This window comes from Rhizobium sp. 05N49 (assembly GCF_056396805.1).
The window spans coordinates 44031-63528 of the sequence record NZ_JBFTME010000023.1; the positions used below are offsets into that span (position 1 = coordinate 44031).

A 19498-nucleotide genomic window follows, 5' to 3' on the forward strand; every position below is an offset into this window, starting at 1 on the left:
TAGCTGCGGGGACCTGACTTAAATGCGACATCAAATTCTGATGCCGCTCGTCTCATCAAAGAGATGCACCTGTACCGGATCGACAGTGACGCCGATCGTCTGGCCCGGCTGAACCGATCCCCTGCCCGTTTCGACGATCGTCATTTCGGGTGTCGTAGCCGCGGTGATAAAGGTCGATGAACCCGTGGATTCAACGACCGCGACCGGCACGTCAAAGCTCCCCTGCCCCTGATTGGTGATGCCGATATGCTCAGGCCGGATGCCGGCGGTGACCTTTCGGCCCGGCTGGATCTTATGATCGATGGCAATCTGCTGCCTGACCGAGCCGAGATCGAGCGTCAGGCTTTTTCCATCCTCGCCGGCCACGGCCGGAATGAAGTTCATCGCAGGTGAACCAATGAAACCTGCGACGAATTTGTTGGCAGGCCGGTCATAGAGATCAAGCGGACGGCCCTGTTGCTCGATGATGCCGTCGCGCATGACGACGACGTGATCGGCCATGGTCATCGCTTCGATCTGGTCATGCGTTACGTAGACTGAGGTCGCGTGCAGACGATCGTGCAGCGCGCGGATCTCCTTGCGCATATGGACGCGCAGCGCTGCATCGAGGTTCGACAGGGGTTCGTCGAAAAGGAATGCCTTCGGGTGGCGGATGATGGCACGGCTCATGGCAACGCGCTGGCGCTGACCGCCGGAAAGCTCACGCGGATAGCGCTTCAGCAGATGCGAAAGGCCTGTGGTGGCAGCGACCTCCTCGGCCGCCTTCTTCGCCTCCGCCTTTGCAACACCACGCATGCGCAGGCTGTAAGTGAGGTTTTCCTCAACGGTCATATGCGGGTAAAGCGCGTAGGACTGGAATACCATGGCAACATCGCGTTTACGCGGCGGCACCCCGTTCATCATCTCGCCGGCAATCTTCAGGCTGCCATCGGAAATGGTCTCCAGTCCGGCGAGCGAACGCAGCAGGGTCGACTTGCCGCAGCCGGAAGGGCCAACGAGTGCGACGAAGGTGCCCTTGGCGATGGAAAGGTCGATATTCTTCAAGGCATGGAAGGCGCCGTAATATTTGTTGACGCCGGCAAGCTCGATCTGTGGGGTCATTTGAGGGCTCCCGAAGTGAGGCCGGACACGATGCGGCGCTGCAAGAGAACGAAGATGGCAAGGATCGGCGTCACATACATCGTGGCGTAGGCCATGATGTTGTTCCATTCATTGGTATTCGGCCCCATGAAGGAATTGAGCCCGACGCTTGCCGGCTGAAGCTCGGCGGCCTGGATCATCGACTTGGAATAGACGAACTCGCCGAAGGCCTGCATGAAGATGAGGATAGCGCTGACCAAAATGCCGTTGCGGGCAAGCGGCAGCACGATATTGAAGAAGGCGCCGACACGCGAATTGCCGTCGACGAGCGCCGCCTCTTCGAGCTCCATCGGGACCGCCATAAAGGTGGCGCGCACCAGCACGACGAAGAACGGCATGCTTTTTGCGGCAATGGCGATGATGACGGCAAGCCGCGGATAATTCAGCATGCCGATCTGCGAGAAACCGACAAAGATCGGCGTGATCATCAGCGAAGCCGGCAGAACCTGCAGCATGAGAATAAGAAAGAGGCCGATATCCACCCAGATGTTGCGGTAGCGCGCCAGCACATAGGCGCAGCCAACGCCGAGCACCGTGATGATAACGACAGCGCCAATCGCGATCACCAACGAGTTCCAGAGATAGAGCCCCATGTTCCGGCTTTCCCAGACATAGGTATAGGTGCTCCATTGCGGCGAGGCCGGCCAGAAGCTCGGGGGTGTGGCGAACATCTCCGAGCCGCTTTTCAGCGCCGTGATGTACATCCAATAGAGCGGGAAAAGATAGATCGCCGCCATGATGATGGCGATCACGAGCATCAATCGATTGCGTGCAGTCTCGCTCATCCGCGCACCTCATGGCGGGTTGAGCGCACGTAGACGACAGAGGCGAACATCACGAAGACGATCATGATGACGGAAATGGTCGCGCCTTTGGCGAAATCGTATTGGCGGAAAGACAAATCCCAGGCCCAGTATTGCGTGACGTTGGAGGAGTTGTTTGGTCCGCCTGAAGTGATGGCGGCAAAGAGGTCGAACTGCTGCAGCGTGAAGATCAGCCCGAGCGCAATGATGGCGCCAATCGTCGAGCGCATCATCGGCAGCGTGATCGTCCAGAAGCGCTGCCAGGCCGTGGCGCCGTCAAGTTCGGCGGCCTCATAGAGATCACCCGGGATCCCGGAGAGACCGACGGACAGCAGAATCATGTTGAAGGATGTGCCGAGCCAGATATTGGCGATGATGACGGCGTAGAGCGAATAGTGCGGGTCCGAGCGCCAGAAGATGTTGCCGGAGATGATGCCGCTTTCCTTCAGGATGAAGTTCAGCACACCGAAATCACCTGACAGGATCCAGTTCCAGATCGCACCAACGACGAGGCCAGGCATGACCCAGGAGACAAGAAAGAGGCCGCGCAGCCAGGAGGCGCCTGGGAAATTGACCCAGAAGAACAGTGCCAGACCGAAGCCTATCAAGAACTGGCCGGCGATCGAACCGACGACGAAGATCGCCGTATTGTAGAGGATCGGCAGCGTTTCAGGCTGTGCAAAGAGGTCCACGTAATTCTTGAAACCCACCCAGGGGCGAGAGAAGGTACCGAGGCTGAACATGTCAACCTCCTGAAAGCTCATCACCACATTGTAGATGAGCGGCAGGCCTGCCATCAGGAACAGAAAGCCGAGCGGAAAGGCGACGAGCACGATATCGAAACCGCGGCCATCCCTGACGCTGGAAAGGATCCTTCTCATGGGTCCTCCATTGCTCCGAACGGGGCTGCCCGACGCTTTCGCGGGAGACAGCCCCTGCCGGGAGGAAAAGATGGATGGCCGGTGGCCATCCGGTGATAGTTAGCCGAGCACTGCCTTGATCTTGTCGGCAGCCTGATCAAGCGCGTCCTTCGGGCTCATCTGGCCGGTGAGTGCGGCCTGAATGGCGTCCTGGATCGCCTTGGAAATCTTCGGCCACTGCGGATGCGGGCCGCGCGGCTTGGCGTATTTCAGCTGTTCGAGGAAGACCTTGAGGGCAGCATCCTTCAACGGCTGGCCGGTCTCGGGGATCGAGATATCGGAACGGGCCGGAAGCTGGCCGAAGTTCTTGAACATCTTGTCGTCCTGCGACGCGAAATATTCGAGCGCCTTGAAGGCTTCAGCCGGATGTTTGCTCGTCGAGAAAACCGCCCAGTTGAAGTCGCCCATGGCCGAGGAACGCTCAGCACCTTCTTTCGGGACCGGCAGCAGAGTGACACCCCAGTCGAACTTGGCTTCCTTCGTCATACGGTCCAGCTCCCACGGACCGGAAATCGCCATGGCAGCGTTGCCGGAATTGAAAGTGCCGGTCGAATCCCACTGGCCACGGGTCAGCGTATCCGGAGAAGCAAGCTTCTCGTCCATGATCGTCTTCCAGACTTCAAGCGCCTTGACCGCACCGTCGGAATTGATGTGTTCATAACTGCCGCCGCCCATCTGCGCCCAGGGCAGGAACTGGAAGGTGCCTTCCTCATTGGCCTTGGCCGAGAAGGCGAGACCATAGACGTTCTTAGCCGGATCCGTCAGCTTGCGGGCATCTTCGACAAGTTCGTCCCAGGTCTGCGGCGGCTTGTTCGGATCAAGGCCTTTCGCCTTGAACATGTCCTTGTTGTAGTAAAGCGCGATCGTGTTCGTTGCCTTCGGCACACCGAAATATTTGCCGTCCCACTCGACCGACTTCAGCGGTCCGGGGAAGTAGTTTTCGGGCTTGATGACCTTGGAATTCTTGATCATATCGGTCAGATCAAGGAAGGCGCCGCGCGATGAAAATAGCGCGTGCTCGGGATTGTCGACGGCGATGATGTCGGGAGCCTGGCCGGTAGCATAGGCGCGCATCGCTTCGGTAACGACGTCATCGAACTGGATCAGGCGATATTCGATGGTAATGCCATTGTGCTGGTCATTGAATTCCTTGACCAGGTTCGGCGCCGGCTGGATGTCCTTGTCGAGCGACCACAGAGTTAGCTTGACGTCTTCCGCCTTGGCGGAAAGACCGAAGAGCGAAACGCCAGCAAGCGCCAGCGCACCCAGAACTGCAAATTTGCGGATAGCCATAGTTCTCCTCCTTTGTGGTTATCCCTTGAAATGGCCGGCATGTCCTCCGTGCCGGCCATGTTTCCTCACACCGGATCGATGACGAAATCGCCGCCCCGGGCATGTTTCAGATGATTGAGCGCATAGACCTGACCGGTCATTTCGAGCGCATCACGATAGACCGGGTCATGCCAGCCTTCGATATCGATGGAACCGGACCAGCCGGCGAGCCGCAGCTCGGAAATGATGTCTGTCCAGTTGCTGTCGCCGAAGCCCGGCGTGCGCATGAAGACGAACTTCTCCTTGCCGAAAATGCCGTGTTCCTTGATCACATCCCAGCGGATGGTCGCATCCTTGCCGTGGACGTGGAAGATCTTGCTCGCCCACTTGCGGATCTGCGGCAGCGGCTCGATCAGATAGACCATCTGATGGCACGGCTCCCATTCGAGGCCGATATTGTCGTCGGGCGTCTCGTTGAAGATCAGTTCCCAGGCATCGGGGTTGTGGGCAATGTTCCAGTCGCCGGTCGCCCAGTTGCCGTCCATGGCGCAATTTTCGAAAGCGATCTTGATGCCCTTGTCGGCAGCGCGCTTGGCGAGCTCGCTCCAGATCTGCTTGTAGCGCGGCAGACTTTCGGTCAGCGGCTTGTTGCGGATGCGGCCGGTAAAACCGGCAACGCAGGTGGCGCCGAAGTGATGGGCGTTATCGATGCAATCCTTCCAGCCCTGCAGCGTCTGCAGGTCGATATCGGTCTCCTCAAGCGGATTGCCGAACATGCCGAGCGTCGAAATGGTGATGTCGCGATCACCGATTGCGTCGACGCTACGCTTGCCGAGTTCGGCGAGATCCTGGCCATTGGTGGTCTGCCAGAAAAAAGGCTCGAAGCTTTCGAAACCCATATCGGCGATCTGGGCAATGCGCTTGTCGGCGCCGCCCTTGGAGGCGCTGACCATGGTACCGATACGAATGGCTTTGGCGGGGTTGCTCACGTCATCTATCCTTATGCTGAAATTTCGACGCGACGTCCGGTCTTGGCGCTTTCGATCGCACCGAAAACCATGGCGAGGCTTCTGATATTGTCGGAACTGGCCGTCTCCGGCCGCTTGCCGGTGCGGATCGCCTCGACGAAGCTGGCGATCACGCTGGCATGGCCATGCGTTTCTTCCTCGCGCTCGGGTGCGGGAACCTCCACAGGCGAAAAGCCGTGAAGCAGGCCCGTCTCATTGCCGGAAGTAGCCGCCTTAAATCCGTCCTCGCCATCCCAGGTCAGCATGCCCCTGGAGCCGACGATCCGCCACTGGCTTTCCCAGCTCGTGCGCTCACCCTCCGCACACCAGGAGCCGCGATAGGTGAAGACGACATCGTCGGAGAATTCGAAAGTGGCATTGGCCGAGGCACCATGGCGATACCAGGACCCTCTGGGATTACGCTCAACGCAATAGACGGCGAGCGGCTTTTTGCCGGCCACATAGCGTGCAGCATCGAAAGTGTGGATCGCCATGTCCAGCAACAGGACATTGTCCATCTCTTCGCGGAAGCCACCGAAATGCGGGGCGATGAAGAAGTCACAATGAATGCCGGTCAACTCGCCGATCGCCCCGCTCTCGACGAAGCGACGCAGGCGGCGCACACCGGATATGAAACGGCGGTTCTGAATGATCGCATGGATCTTGCCGGTCTCGGCGGCAAGGTCGATGAGTGCTGCACCTTCAGCAAGCGAGGTCGCCATCGGCTTTTCACTCAGCACATGGCAACCGGCCTTCATGGCGGTCGAGACGACGTTGAAACGCGCGGTCGGTATAACGACATCGAAAACGATGTCTGCTTTGGTTTCGGCGATGACGGCGGCGAGATCGGTGCCTATGCGAGCCGCGCTCAAGCCGAATTCCTCGGCGAGCTTCTCAGCGGCAGCCGGATTGACGTCGACCAGGCCGACGACTTGGATTGCCTCGGCAAGGTCGGGCGTTTCCTTGATAGCACGCAGCCAGCCTTTGGACATAGCTCCGCACCCGCACAGAATGGCATTCAATTTCACGATTTCCTCCAGCGGTGCGCTTCAGATTTCCTCCCGAAACGCCTTCCGTAAACGTTTACGATACTAAGCGGAAACGTTTGCTGCTGTCAATGCCGGCACGGTTTGTCTGATTGCTGCGGAAAATCACAATGCGAACGGGCGCTTAGGCAAAAGCTTCGGCAATGCAGCAACAAATTTTTTTTCGGACCGCGCAAAAATACAGTCCGCCGTCACGGCAAATGCTTTCCGTAAACGTTTTCCCATGGCAATAAGATCAGAGGATCCGCCTACCGGAAGAAAGTTTGCAGATGAAGGGTATCCGCCAGCTCGCCGAACATCTCGATATATCGATCGGGACGGTTTCGCGTGCGCTGAACGGCAAGGCCGATGTCAACGAGGAGACCCGCAAGCGCGTGCTGGCCGCCGCCGAAGAATTCGGTTACGTGGCCAATCAATCCGGCCGCAGCCTTCGTCAGGGAACGACCAACGTCATCGGCCTGATGATTGAATCCAGCAAGGAGACGGTCGAAAACAGCGACAACTTCTTCCTCGGCGTCACCGGCGGGCTCCAAAGCGTGTTGTCGCGGCATAAACTCGATCTCGTCATGTTGCCCTGCCCCAGCGACGAGGATCCCTACGAGTATCTGAAGCGTATGGTGGCGCGCCGTGTCGTCGATGCCATGATCATCTCCGCAACTCAACGCATCGACAAACGCATCGATTTGCTCGTCAAGGCGAAGATCCCCTTCGTCGCGCTTGGTCGCAGCTCTTCCGGCGGCGGCAACTTCACCTGGATCGACCTTGATTTCGAAGGTGTTGCGACCTGTGCCGTCGACCGGCTCGTCGGCAAGGGGCATCGCCGCATTGCGATTGCCGCACCGTCAGGGGAGATCAATCTCGGCTATATCTTTGTCGATGCCTACCGGAAGGCCCTGGAGAAGCATGGTATCGCCTATGATCCGAAGCTGGTGATCCGCGTGAAGTCCAGTGAACAGGGCGGGTATCAAGCCGGCGACGAACTGTTGCGGATCGAGGACAAGCCCACAGCGATCATTTTGATCTACGAACTGATGGCGATCGGCCTCTACCGCCGCCTTGTCGAAGCCGGCATTGTCCCCGGCCGCGATCTCGCTGTTATCGGCTTCCGCGAGGAACCCCGCGCCAGATTCCTGCAGCCGACACTCACCTGCTTCCGCATGTCGCTGCCTGACCTCGGTGCGGCACTTGCCGAAACCTTGCTTGCGGGAATGCCTGCCTATTCGGAAACCTACAGCAATGGAGTGCGTAACCGCATCTGGCCGCTGGAACTTGTGCCCGCGGAAAGTGACGCCTTTTTGATGGAGCCCAGAACGTGACGCAATGGGCGTCACGCCATCCATGTTCCTGATACGAAACCAACGGCTCGGCTAAGAACCGTCTGTCCGGCTGGTTTTACGGTGCGGCAGATCCAATCAGAGTTCGTACCATACGCGGGGGTTATCGCCTGACTGGATCATCAGCCAGCGAAGATCCGTATCCTTCCAGCCCTTGATTGCATTCGTGCGGTTGTCGAGCACAAGATCGCCGTGATCGGTCTTGACGACCAGAACCGCGTGACCTTCGCCGTAAGGCGTCTTGGTCACCGCAATCCGCAGTGCCTTCGGCGACCAGCCCATGGCAATAAGATGATCACGCTTCGTCAGCGCGAAATCCTCGCAGTCACCCGATTTCACATTCACCTGCCAGACATCGCCCTGATCCTGGCTGTCGTTCACCGGGCGGATCGAACGGTTGACCGAGGCATTGACCGATCGAAGCTGCTTGTTCGCGAATTCATTCAGCGAAATTTCCGAAGCTCCACCGCGTGCCTCGCATTCACTGGGGTTTTGCGCACAGAACATCACATGGGCGAAAGGTGCCGTAGTCCGGCGCTTTTCGGAAATATAGCTGAATGCCGGCGCGGCCTTCAATCCGCGGGCAATACCGGCAGGACCGGCGGCCTGCGCGGTCTGAACCGCAAACAGAGATGCAAGCGTCACCGCAGTAACCAGCGCGTGCTTAAACATTTTCTTACCCCGTTTCGACGACCGCATTGCGGTCGAATGTCCATGCCGGTTGAAATCCGGCTTCCATTGGTCGAAGCTCTATCCAGCTTCAGCCAACGACGGGAACATACGGAGGCAGGGCTCTCGATCCGTTTAAATCGTTCTGGACAATTTTAGCGAACTATCTTTTTTCCGAAGCAACCGAATGTGGCGGCCAATTCTGGTACGATTGTCGCACCGGATTCGTGCGGGGTTGCAAAAGTCGCACAATTCTTGCAGAGACAAAAACAGCGGCGCCGGAGGGGCGGCCGACCTCTCAAAGTTTGGCCGTGTCTGTGACGGATAGATTGAAGACCATACTTGCCGGCCTCTACAGCGCGGTGGTGCTGGCTGCGGTCATTCCGTTCGGCCTGGTCGATGCAAAGCCGTTCGCAGCCATCGCAATCTGCATGTTCACTCTGGGTCTTGCGGCGCTATTGCTTTTCGGTGAGCCCCGACGTGCTCGCTGGGTCTTCGTCTCGGCGCTGCTTCTCCTGATCATCACCTCGGCCTGGATCGTTATCCAGACCGTCCGCATCCCCTGGCCATCCCTCGTCAATCCGATCTGGAAGGATGCCGACGGGCTCGCTGGCGCCTCAAGAGATACGATATCGGTCGCGCCGGCAGACACCCTCGCCTCGCTTCTCTATATAGCGCTACCCGGCATGACTTTTTTGACTGGCCTCATCATCGCCGATACGGACAGGCGAGCGCGGCGTATTCTGATCGCACTCGCCGTTGGAGCAGGTTTGGTTTCACTCTTCGGACTTGGCCAGTTCCTGCTCTTTCCGAAGATGCTGCTGACCGAAAACAAGCGCTATTATCTCGACAGCCTCACTGCAGTCTTCGTCAACCGCAACACGGCAGCGACCTTCCTGGGGCTGAGTTTTCTGATGCTGGCGACATTTGCCTCGGAAAACGGCCGCGCCTATTTCGGCTTTTCATCCGCGCAACCAGGCGGATCCAACGAGGGCCTGCGTTTCTGGCTTTTCGCCGGCCTTGGCCTTTCCTGCCTGACCGCGCTCATGCTCACTCAATCCCGTGCCGGACTGTTTGCCACAGGCCTAGGCTCGATCATTTACCTCCCCTATCTCGCCGGTCAGTGGAAAAGCAGACGCTCCAGGCGGCATCCTCAGGCGGGCGCCGCGGCGACCGGAAAATGGTTGACGGCAGCCGGAGCGGTCGCCCTTGTTCTCGTTTTCGCGGCGATATTCGGCGGCCGAGCCATCCTGCGTGCAGACCAGCGAGGCGCTGATGACGATCGCTTCTGCGTCTGGTCCGATACGATACACGCCCTCTCTCAGAACTGGCTGCAGGGAACCGGATTCGGCACATTCCGCACCGTTTTTCCAGTCTATCGAACGCCTGATTGCGGAATTGGCGGCATTGTGGACAGGGCACACAGCTCCTACCTCGAGGGCTTTCTGACACTGGGGATAATATTCCCTGTCGTCGCCTGCCTGATCTTTTTCGTGCTCATGCGCGCCTTCTGGAGTGGTTATCAGGACCGCCGTCGGCTGAGGCACTACTCAATTTTGGGTTGCGCAGGCACCTTGTTGACAGCGGTTCATTCCGCCGTCGATTTTTCGATCCAGATACCCGGTTTTGCCGTATTCTTCACCGCATTTCTCGCGACGATTATCTCAATTTGCTGCGGGCGCGAAGAAAGGGTCAGTGAAAACAAGAAGGAGCTGCCATCCGGCATGAGAATCGAGCGCCCCGCGGAGATCCTCGAAATATGACGATTTAAAGGCTGACGACACATAAAATCGCCACTAAAGAAGATCATAATATTCGTTTGAGTTGCATGCGAATTACCACAGAATCTTAACGCATCAACTCTCGCTAATTTACCATAATTGGAACAATCCATGTTGCCCTATTGCCACAATAACCTTCTGTTAGGTATGCAGTATCTGACAGAGTCGGATATTTACTTGTCATTTAAGTTGCCACCGGGCTAGACGGTGTTAGTGCTATTACCAAGTAGGGTCATGATGGGCATTCCTGTAACTCGACGCGGCAGCATCATTGTATCGATGCTGATCGCGCTTTCCAGCTGCACTTCTCTCCCTAGGTCCGGTCCGGACCACAAGGATATCGACCGCGATGCAGCAATTAAGGTCACAACACCCGAGCGCAAGGTTGGAATCGACTACGTTCTGATCGATCTCAACAAGGGAATCCTGCCCTATTTCGATAAGATTCCGTCCAGCTCTCTGCGGACCGGATTCAGCGGTGGCCGAGGCGGCGCTCCGGACATCCCGCTCGGCTTCGGTGATGTCGTGCAGGTTTCAATTTTTGAAGCTCAGTCGGGCGGTCTTTTCATCCCATCCGACGCGGGCAGCCGCCCGGGCAACTACATCACGTTGCCTCAGCAGACCATCGACAAGTCTGGCACCATCAGCATTCCTTATGCAGGCCGCGTTCCTGCTGCTGGCCGCATGAAGGAAGAAGTTGAACAAGATATTGAGGATAAGCTGGCGAGCCGTGCTATCGAGCCGCAGGTCGTTCTCACGACCACGACCAGCCGTTCCTCCGAAGTAGCCGTCGTCGGTGACGTCAACGACCCGCAAAAGATCGTTCTTTCGCCGGCCGGCGATCGCATCCTGGATGCGATTTCCGAGGCTGGCGGTCTCACGACTCCGAATATCGAGACAAACGTGACGCTGCAGCGTCGTGGCAAGACGGCGACTGTCGCTTACGAAACTCTGCTGAAGAACCCGGCCGAAAACATCTATCTCGCGCCGGGCGACACGGTCTCGGTCGAGCATGAGCGCCGTACATTCATCGCTCTTGGCGCCTCCGGCACCAACAACCGCATCGACTTCGAGGATTCGAACCTGACCCTTGGCGAAGCCATGGCAAAGGCCGGCGGACTCCTCGACAGCCGCGCCGATCCGCGCGAAGTCGTGGTTTATCGCAAGGTCGACCGCAGCACTCTGCAGCGCCTGAGCATCGACACCAGCCGTTTCAAGGGCAACGAGGTGCCGGTGATTTTCCGGGCAAACTTGCGTGATCCGGCGACCCTGTTCGCGGTTCAGGAGTTCCGCATGGCCGACAAGGACGTCCTGTACGTCTCCAACGCCAAGACTGTCGAACTCGTGAAGTTCCTGGACATCCTGAACTCGGTTACATCTACGGTCAGAGGCGTTTCTAACGATGCTCTCGATACCCGCGATGCAATCCAAGATCTTGGGGATTAAATATATTAAACGATACTTCGAGCGCCTGACATTGAACGGACTGGTGCTCATCGGAGTTTATGTTATAAGCGCCGATATCTTTTGGAGGCTGGAATGGTAAGGGCAGGGAAAAATATATTGAAAGGTACGGCTGTATTCGCATTCGGCACTCTTTGCCTTGCGACGTCGTCCTTTGCAGGCAACTGCTTTTCAGGCCCGGGCGCGGCAAGCGGCTCTCAGATGGACGCCTTTAATGCAACGCCAGCCAGCATTCTCACGGGCAATCCGTCCGATACCGTGCTTACTGGCTCGGTTCGCGATCTTGCGGCAACCGAAACGAACGTCACGGCAATGCTGCTGACGCTGGCAGCCAATCCTGCAACAACCGATGCTCAGAGAGCAGCTATCGGCGCCGGCCTTGGGCGTGCCGTCAACGTTTGCCGTCCGCAGCACTCCGATCTTGCCGACGAGATTGCGGCAGCCGTGGCAGCAGCAATCGTCAGCAACCCTGCGCTTGGTAGCTTCCGCACAGCATTTGAAGCTTCGCTGACCAACCAGACCGCTGTTGCAGCACTCGGCGGCGTGGGCGCAGGCCCTGCGGGTGGCGGCGACATTAGCGGCCCTGGTGCGTCAGGCTTGGGTGGACCGGCTGATGGCACAGATGGTGGCGGCGCCGCGCAGGGCGGAGGCTCGCTTCAGACCAACGCTTCAGGAGTGGGTTCGCTCCGGACGGGCGCTTCAGGTGGCGGCAATTTTACGATCATCATCAACAACTCTGTTAGCGGCAGCATTTAATCCGCTTTCAAAATTCGCGTAATTCTATCTAGAGAGGCCGTCCGGCCTCTCCTCTCCTTTCAACATTTAAAGAAAAGCTCCTATATCGCGCGAGTCGTTGCCGGCAGTGGAGCCGATCGTTCCTGCAGCAGGTCGGACCGGTAGGACATGTCTCAGCGCGCCAAGGCAAGCGGACAAACGCGGCGAAGGGCCACGGCCCGGGTTGCGCTGTCAGTTCCCTCTCCCCTATCCGTCCTTTTTAGCCTGACAGTCATTGCGCTACTGGCCTTCGCCATAGCCGATATCAGGCAGTCGGCACGCTTTGCCGATATCTTTCTTGTCGCCGAGAGACTTGAACAATCCGGACAGATCAGCCCTGAAACGCTGGCGAGGACGGCAGCCGACACCGACACGATCGTCTCCGGCGACTATTGCCGCTCGGATATCGTCATGGCAGGCACGACACTCGTGCTGAATAGACTGGATACAGCCAACGAGATCACGGGTTACGAAGCCTGGGCCAAGGCTGCAGACGACGCCGAACGCTACATGCGCCATGCCGTCTCTTGCACGCCGAGCGATAGCAATCTTTGGCTCAGGCTTGCGATCGTTCGTGCCGTAATCGCTCAGGAGCCGAAAGCAATTTCCCGGTTGATGACGATGTCAGCACGGCTCGCTCCTTCGGACGAGCTTGCCCTTCTCGCCCGATTCTACTTTTGGAACCATCTGAACATAACGACGCTTGAAAATGCTCGAACCACGGTCGAGAGCGACGTCAGCCTTCTCTTAAAACTTGGGGATTCGCGGAAAGTCGCACCGGCATTGACTGCAATCAGCCCCGCCCTCCTGCCCTACGTCAAGCAGGCCGTTGTCGAATTGCCGGCCAACAAGAAGGGTTCACTCACCTGGTTCGGCTTCGATCCTGACAAATTGCCGTAAGGCAAACGGTCGCTTCAGCTTAGCACGACAGCTTGGCGGTTCACGATGCGCAGCACTGTCAGCCTGCTAGTGGCGAATGCGCCGGTGTCGATAGCGATCCGGCCATTGCCAAAAAACGGTCGAGCGACCGGCGTGTGACCATGCACTACCAGCAAGGGCAGTTCCGGACCTCGTGTCAGAAAGGGCTCACGAATCCACATTAAATCACTGTCCCTCTGCTCAGAGAGAGCGATACCCGGCCTGATCCCGGCATGCACGAAAACGATATCACCCACGGTGAGCATCGACGGCATCTCGGCTAATAATTTTTTATGGTGAGCCGGAACCGCATCATTTATTGCGCGCTCCGCTGCCCCATTGCTGCCATGCTTCAGCAAATAGCCGACATCGATCCCGTATGATTTCAGGGTTTCCGAGCCGGCGAAGCGATACCAGCTCCGAAGCAGGTCCGGCTCCTCAAGCAATTGAAGAAACGCGTCGTCGTGATTACCGCATAAGGCGACTTGCTTTATGTTGGGTGGTGTTGGCCTGCCGAGGTGCTCAAGGACATCTTTAGAGGACACGCCACGATCTACGTAATCCCCAAGCATGACTATCAATGCCGTTCCCGTATACCTCGAAAAATCTTCGATTATCTTCTGCTTGGCCTCAAGAAGCTTGCCGTGACAGCCGTGTATGTCACCGATAGCGTAAATGGCAGAAAAATCAGCCGGCTCGAAATGGAGCCTTTGTCGAGCCTGCTCGCGCACCAGAGGCAGCGGCTTGCCTTTGCCCATGAGCTTCTGAAACACCCCAAACAAAGTTGGGCTTATAAAGCTTTGATGGCGCTTCACATGAGAGTTCGACATTCTATTTTGATCCTCGAGGCCCTGTAGTGCGCTCAGCCGCAGCTCGCGCGCATAAGACAGCCCCGCACCTTCCGCGAACTTCTGGCACGCATTAACAAATAATTAAAAATATACCCACCAATAACGGAAGCATAATTCAATAAACACCACGGATTAAGCCGCCATACATCCATTTTTATCTCGAACATAAGCTCGATAGCTCCAAAGATTTTCTTACGAATCGTTAAGAATTAATGGATTCCGTTGACATCGGAGCGCTTTTCACTCATCAATACACACCTAATCTAGAGCCAGAGAGTGAGAAAAAGCTAAATTCCTCTCATAAATTTCATAAAGGTTGGGGTGTCACAGCGGCGTTGCCGGATGCTAAGATAGTCAGTGAAAATCACCGCAGCGCAAATATGGCGTCAATGCGGCCTGATGCAGATTGACGGTATCGATGCCGGGGCGCTTTGTCCCGGCTTGAGCTTAAACATTGATTGACGCCACTCGTTCATGTAGCGTGCGCCCACTTTCGCTTGGCTTCCTCGAAGCATTTGATTAAGCGCACCTACAGACCCTTTACCTAAATATGACGCAACTTAATGGAGGTCTCGGATTGCTTTCGCCAGATAAGGTCCCGGCATACGCAAACGAAGAGTGGGAACACTCTGAGTCAAGAGACACTATCGACGTTGAAAAGCTGATCGCAATCGCCGGACGTCAATGGCGACCGGTTGCGATTGCAGCAATTGCCTTCCTTGTATTAGGGATTGTTTACATCGTCACCGCAGTTCCAAAATATACTGCAGCGACGAGCGTACTCATTGACCGTGGCAACAGCGAGCTCCTGAGCCAACTTTCCAATGCCGGCGTTCCCGTAGAGGATGACGCATCGGTATTAAGCGAAGTCGAGCTGTTCAAGTCCGACACGATCAGCCTGGCCGTCATAGACAAGCTAAAGTTGCTGGACAATCCGGCCTTTACCTCGCCGGACACCTCGCCAATCGCCATGCTTCGTTCGATGCTCAATTTCCGCAAATGGTTTGCGAGCGCGGATGTCGACGCCGATGATCTGGACGCCAAGCGACGGGCGGCATCTGACAAGATCGTTTCCAATATGGATGTCGAGCGCGTGGGACGCACATACGCTCTGTCCGTAAGCTACACCTCGACGTCGCCGGATCTCGCAGCAAAAATTGCGGGCGCAATCGCTGACGCCTACCTCGTGGACAAGCTGAACTCAAAATACGAGGCGACGCGCCGCGCGAGCGACTGGCTGCAGGAACGCATCGACGAACTGCGGCAGAAGGCACTTGAATCGGACCTTGCGGTCCAGAAGTTCCGTACCGCGAAGGGGCTTGTCAGCACCGGCGGACAATACCAGCTTCTCAGCGACCAGCAGCTCTCTGAATTGACGACCCAGCTTATTACGGCCCAGGCCGAAACGGCAAAAGCCCAGGCGAAATATGAACGCGTCAAATCGATCATCGACAACAAGCGCACGGATGCGATCGTAACCGACGTTCTCGATAACTCCATTTCCAACGACCTGCGCAAAAAGTATCTTGAAGCTTCGAAGATCGAGGCCGATATCTCGGCTCGCCTGGGACCGGATCATATTCAAGCCGTTCGTTTGCGGGGCGAAATGGCCGAATACCAGCGGCTGATGTTCGAAGAACTGAATCGTATTGCCGAAAGCTATCAGAGTGAGCTTCAGGTCGCCCAGAGCCGAGAAAAATCTCTTCAGGACAGTGTTACGCAAGCGACCAGCGTAACGGCTGCTGCGGGAGAAACCCAGGTTCAACTGCGCGAGCTTGAGCGTACCGCCGATACGTATCGCAACCTTTACCAGACCTTCCTGGCCCGCTTCCAGGAAGCAACTCAACAGCAGACCTTCCCCATCACGGAAGCGCGCGTCATCACCAGGCCGCAGGTACCTGTGTCTGCTAGCTCGCCAAAGAAGCCGCTCGTCCTTGCTCTTGCACTTGCGCTTGGTGCAGTCTTTGGCAGCGGCGTCGGTGCCTATCGAGAATTCCGTGACCGGTTCTTCCGAACCGGCGATCAGGTTCGCGATGTCCTGTCGCTGGAATATATCGGTCATGTTCCCGCTGTTGATGCGAAAGAAGCCGCCAACGGCGCCAACGATCTGGAGGCAGGCCGCGGACTGCAAACCGGCAACGGGATCACCAATTACGTGGTCAATCATCCGCTGTCGGCCTTCGCCGAGACGATGCGCAGCGCCAAAATCGCTGTCGACATGGAAAATCCGAGCTCGCGCAGCAAGGTTATCGGCGTCATCTCCAGCCTTCCGGGCGAAGGCAAGTCGACCATCGCCATCAACCTTGCGCAACTCTTGGCGATGCAAGGTTCACGCACACTGCTGATCGACGCCGACCTTCGCAATCCGGGTGCGACGCGCGCCATCGGCCGTCATGCGGAACAGGGCATTCTGGAAGCATTGCTGGAAGGCCGGCCACTGAAGGACGTGCTGCTGCTCGACAGCAAGACCAAGCTCGCTTTCCTGCCGGCCGTGGTCAAGCGTCGCGTGCCGCACTCCTCTGACCTGCTTTCCTCATCCATCATGGTCAACATGCTGGATGAATTGAAGGCACATTTCGACTATATCGTTCTCGACCTGCCCCCGCTTGGCCCAGTCGTCGACGCCCGTGCGATCAGCCCGATGCTCGATGCTTCTCTGGCTGTCATCGAATGGGGCCGCACATCGCGGCGCGTCGTTCGCACGACCTTCGCGGTTCAACCTGAACTCATGCAGAAGTGCATCGGCGTGGTGCTGAACAAGGTCGATACGGAAAAGCTGAAGCTTTATCGTTCCTATGGTTCCGGCGAGTATTATTACAACCGCTACTCCGCCTACTATCACGAATCGTAAGAACACATTTCGAGCAGAGCCTGAAATGGATTATGCGGCGAAATTCGCCGCATAATTTTTTTGCTCATGTCAGTTCCGAAAAGAAGCCGCCGATCGCCTCAATCTCATTGGGGCGGATGTCATGGCCTCCCGAATGCCATTCCGTCTGCACCTGTGCATTCTGGCTCTCGAAATAGGCGGAGAGCGCTTCGGTCAACGCGACAGGTGAGATCGGATCGCGCTGACCTGCGGTAATCAATATTCTGCGGCCGCCAAGATCGGGATTGGCGCGCGGTCGAAAAGGGATAAGCGGATGAAGCAGCGCCGCTGCGTCGAACAGGCCCTTCTCGATAAGCACGTTCGCCAGAATGTTGGCGCCATTCGAAAATCCTAGTCCGAGAATCCTGGATGCACCATGCGTCGAGGCCAGATCCTGGACGTAAGCACTCATCTTGTCCGTCGCCCGAGCGAGGTCAGCCATGTCGTAGACACCCTCGCCGGTTCGCTTAAAGAAGCGCGCCGCCCCATACTCGGATACGTCGCCGCGCGGCGAAACGATCGTCGCCTCCGGCAGCAATCGCCTGCCGAAATCGAAGAACTGATTCTCGTCACCCCCCGTCCCGTGAAGCACGAAGAGAATGGGCTTTCCGGGTGCACCGGCATGCAGCCGGTGCACATATCCATTGTTCGTCATCGTTCTGTCTCCGCTTAGGCTTCGAGCGGCTGGAGATGCTGCTCGATAAGGGCACGCAGATGCGCATGCTGCTGTGGCAGCTTCAATGCTTCGCCGAGGTGAGCCGTGTCCTCGTCGCGGTCGAAGCCGGGTTCGTTGGTGGCGATCTCGAACAGTACGCCGCCAGGCGTACGGAAATAGATTGCCCAGAAGTAATCGCGGTCGATGACCGGGGTGACCTGATAGCCCGTGTCCATCAGCGCCTTGCGCACTTCGAGTTGCTTCTCGCGGTTTTCGACGGCGAAAGCGACATGGTGGACGGAACCGGCGCCCGGAAGCGCACGGGCAATATTGGGCATGGTTTCGAGATCGACGAGATGCGCACCGTTCCCACCGGGAATGGTGAGACGCTTGACGCCGTCGCGTTCTTCCTGAACTTCATAACCCATGAACTTCAGAAGTTCGGCCGTGGCACCGTCATCTCTCAGCCGCATGGCAACGGAGTGGAAGCCTCTGATGGCATGATCCTCGCTGACGCCACCGTGCGTCCATGGAGCACGGTCGTCATCCTTGACCTCGACAAGTGCGAAGCCGTCGCCATCGGGACCAGCAAAACTCAGGCGTTTCTCACCAAAGGATTCATCCGTCTTCAGGCCAGTGACATTGAGCTTGGTCAGGCGATCGCTCCAGAAGCCCAGCGAGCCCTGCGGAACCGAGTAGACCGTGGTGCCAACTTCACCTGTGCCCGGACGCCCCTGCGCCATCTTCGGGAACGGGAAATAGGTCATGATCGTGCCCGGCGAACCGGTCTCGTCACCGTAGTAGAGGTGATAGACATCGGGAGCGTCGAAATTGACGGTCTTCTTGACGCGGCGCAGGCCCAGCGCATTGGTGAAGAACTGGTTGTTGGTCCGGGCGTCCTCGGCCATCGATGTAACGTGGTGCAGACCCTTGATTTGATCGAGCATTTGAGACCTCTTTCTGCCCGCAACAGGCGGGCTTTCGATGGGTCATAGATGAGCTTTTCGAGCCGGTTCTCATAGTCCGGCAAGCTGACACGCATTGTCTCCATTTTGTGAACGACAATGCGGCAGCGTTCAAGGATTGACCGGAAGCTGCCAATCAATAGGTTCACGGCCATGCGACTGCAGAAACGCATTCGCCTTGGAGAAATGCCGCGATCCGAAAAAGCCGTTATGGGCGGAAAGCGGCGACGGATGCGGCGCCTTCAGCACCAGATGCCGCCTTGAATCGACAAAAGCCGCCTTCTTTTGGGCATAGGAGCCCCAGAGCATGAAAACGACGGCTTCACATTCGTCGTTCACCTTGCGGATGACCGCATCGGTGAAACGTTCCCAGCCTTTGCCCTGATGCGAGGCCGCCTGAGATTCCTCCACGGTCAGCACACTGTTGAGGAGAAGCACGCCCTGTTGGGCCCAATGTTCAAGGAAGCCGTGCCGCGCCGGCGAGATCCCCAGATCGGTCGCCATCTCCTTGTAGATATTGACGAGTGATGGCGGAATACGCACGCCTGGGCGAACGCTGAAGCAGAGTCCATGAGCCTGGCCGATGCCGTGATAAGGATCTTGCCCAAGAATCACGACTTTAACCTTCGCAAGCGGCGTCAGATCCAGGGCGCGGAAATACTCTCCGCCTTTGGGGAAAATCTGTCTGCCAAGCTGCTTCTGCTCGACGAGAAAGATCTTGAGCTGCTGCATGTAGGGACTTGCAAACTCGCCCGCGAGCGCCGCTTTCCAGCTCTCTTCAAGAGTGACTGACGTGTCGTTCACGACGCAAACCTCCCGGATCGATGCAACCCATGTACGAAAGCCGTTTTAGCAAAATTACCCAGAGCCACAATACGCGACAGCTGTGACGCTATGCCTTGCTATCTCGCAGATGCGAAGAGAGCTTGGGCTGTCATAAATTGGAAATTCTCCACCATTACCAAAAGTGCTGGTAACGATACGCAAATGATGGCAATACTTTGCTATGCCGTCTGCCGTTTTAACTATG

Annotated in this window: 17 protein-coding genes; 6 read left to right on the top strand and 11 right to left on the bottom strand. The window is 57.2% G+C overall.

Annotation, left to right across the window (positions count from 1 at the left end; all coding sequences use genetic code 11):
- Positions 1-30 precede the first annotated feature (30 nt).
- The 6 genes from AC1DF8_RS30670 to AC1DF8_RS30695 form a co-directional block, all read right to left on the bottom strand.
- Positions 31-1101 carry an ABC transporter ATP-binding protein gene (locus AC1DF8_RS30670; protein WP_478156344.1) on the bottom strand — a complete coding sequence of 357 codons (1071 nt, stop codon included), beginning with the start codon at positions 1099-1101 and terminating at the stop codon, positions 31-33.
- On the bottom strand, positions 1098-1925 hold the full coding sequence (locus AC1DF8_RS30675; protein WP_112545285.1) for a carbohydrate ABC transporter permease: 828 nt from the start codon (positions 1923-1925) through the stop codon (positions 1098-1100). The genes AC1DF8_RS30670 and AC1DF8_RS30675 overlap by 4 nt, the downstream gene beginning before the upstream one ends.
- Positions 1922-2824, bottom strand: a complete 903-nt coding sequence (locus tag AC1DF8_RS30680) for a carbohydrate ABC transporter permease (protein ID WP_007823320.1) — start codon at positions 2822-2824, stop codon at positions 1922-1924. Before AC1DF8_RS30680 ends, AC1DF8_RS30675 begins: the two co-directional genes overlap by 4 nt.
- A 99-nt stretch (positions 2825-2923) precedes the next feature.
- Positions 2924-4156, bottom strand: a complete 1233-nt coding sequence (locus AC1DF8_RS30685; RefSeq protein ID WP_112970280.1) for an ABC transporter substrate-binding protein — start codon at positions 4154-4156, stop codon at positions 2924-2926.
- A gap of 65 nt (positions 4157-4221) precedes the next feature.
- On the bottom strand, positions 4222-5124 hold the full coding sequence (locus tag AC1DF8_RS30690) for a sugar phosphate isomerase/epimerase family protein (protein WP_112545283.1): 903 nt from the start codon (positions 5122-5124) through the stop codon (positions 4222-4224).
- A gap of 11 nt (positions 5125-5135) precedes the next feature.
- Positions 5136-6170: a Gfo/Idh/MocA family oxidoreductase gene (locus AC1DF8_RS30695; RefSeq protein WP_113114331.1), complete on the bottom strand. Its 1035-nt coding sequence runs from the start codon at positions 6168-6170 to the stop codon at positions 5136-5138.
- 287 nt (positions 6171-6457) lie between these two features.
- Between AC1DF8_RS30695 and AC1DF8_RS30700 the strand changes: the two genes are divergently transcribed.
- The gene (locus AC1DF8_RS30700; RefSeq protein ID WP_112545281.1) at positions 6458-7504 is read left to right on the top strand and encodes a substrate-binding domain-containing protein; all 1047 of its coding nucleotides are present in this window, start codon (positions 6458-6460) and stop codon (positions 7502-7504) included.
- A gap of 96 nt (positions 7505-7600) precedes the next feature.
- Here AC1DF8_RS30700 and AC1DF8_RS30705 read toward each other — a convergent pair whose 3' ends face one another.
- A complete protein-coding gene (locus tag AC1DF8_RS30705) occupies positions 7601-8194 on the bottom strand; it encodes a transglutaminase-like cysteine peptidase (protein WP_112545280.1) in 594 nt (197 codons plus the stop codon).
- Positions 8195-8520: 326 nt separating this feature from the next.
- On the opposite strand from AC1DF8_RS30705, the gene AC1DF8_RS30710 reads away from it, so the two are divergent.
- The 4 genes from AC1DF8_RS30710 to AC1DF8_RS30725 all read left to right on the top strand — a co-directional run bounded on the left by AC1DF8_RS30710 (position 8521) and on the right by AC1DF8_RS30725 (position 13110).
- Positions 8521-9954 (top strand): O-antigen ligase family protein, encoded by a 1434-nt coding sequence (locus tag AC1DF8_RS30710; protein WP_478156349.1) that lies wholly within the window; start codon positions 8521-8523, stop codon positions 9952-9954.
- 252 nt (positions 9955-10206) lie between these two features.
- Entirely contained in the window at positions 10207-11418 is a 1212-nt protein-coding gene (locus tag AC1DF8_RS30715; RefSeq protein ID WP_478156351.1) for a polysaccharide biosynthesis/export family protein, read from the top strand.
- 219 nt (positions 11419-11637) lie between these two features.
- A complete protein-coding gene (locus AC1DF8_RS30720; protein ID WP_478156353.1) occupies positions 11638-12192 on the top strand; it encodes a hypothetical protein in 555 nt (184 codons plus the stop codon).
- A 147-nt stretch (positions 12193-12339) separates the two neighbouring features.
- Positions 12340-13110, top strand: a complete 771-nt coding sequence (locus AC1DF8_RS30725; RefSeq protein WP_478156355.1) for a hypothetical protein — start codon at positions 12340-12342, stop codon at positions 13108-13110.
- 14 nt (positions 13111-13124) lie between these two features.
- On the opposite strand, the gene AC1DF8_RS30730 is transcribed toward AC1DF8_RS30725, so the two are convergent.
- On the bottom strand, positions 13125-13958 hold the full coding sequence (locus AC1DF8_RS30730) for a metallophosphoesterase family protein (RefSeq protein WP_478156357.1): 834 nt from the start codon (positions 13956-13958) through the stop codon (positions 13125-13127).
- Between the two features lie 598 nt (positions 13959-14556).
- Here AC1DF8_RS30730 and AC1DF8_RS30735 point away from each other — a divergent pair.
- Complete coding sequence (locus AC1DF8_RS30735; RefSeq protein WP_113114338.1) at positions 14557-16830, top strand: polysaccharide biosynthesis tyrosine autokinase; 2274 nt, start codon at positions 14557-14559, stop codon at positions 16828-16830.
- 64 nt (positions 16831-16894) lie between these two features.
- Here the strand turns inward: AC1DF8_RS30735 and AC1DF8_RS30740 are convergent, their stop codons facing one another.
- From AC1DF8_RS30740 to ung, 3 genes are all read right to left on the bottom strand, one after another.
- Positions 16895-17503 carry an alpha/beta hydrolase gene (locus AC1DF8_RS30740; protein ID WP_478156359.1) on the bottom strand — a complete coding sequence of 203 codons (609 nt, stop codon included), beginning with the start codon at positions 17501-17503 and terminating at the stop codon, positions 16895-16897.
- A gap of 14 nt (positions 17504-17517) precedes the next feature.
- A complete protein-coding gene (locus AC1DF8_RS30745; RefSeq protein ID WP_478156361.1) occupies positions 17518-18450 on the bottom strand; it encodes a VOC family protein in 933 nt (310 codons plus the stop codon).
- Positions 18451-18579: 129 nt separating this feature from the next.
- Positions 18580-19272 (bottom strand): uracil-DNA glycosylase, encoded by a 693-nt coding sequence (gene ung, locus AC1DF8_RS30750; protein ID WP_113114341.1) that lies wholly within the window; start codon positions 19270-19272, stop codon positions 18580-18582.
- Positions 19273-19498: the final 226 nt, after the last annotated feature.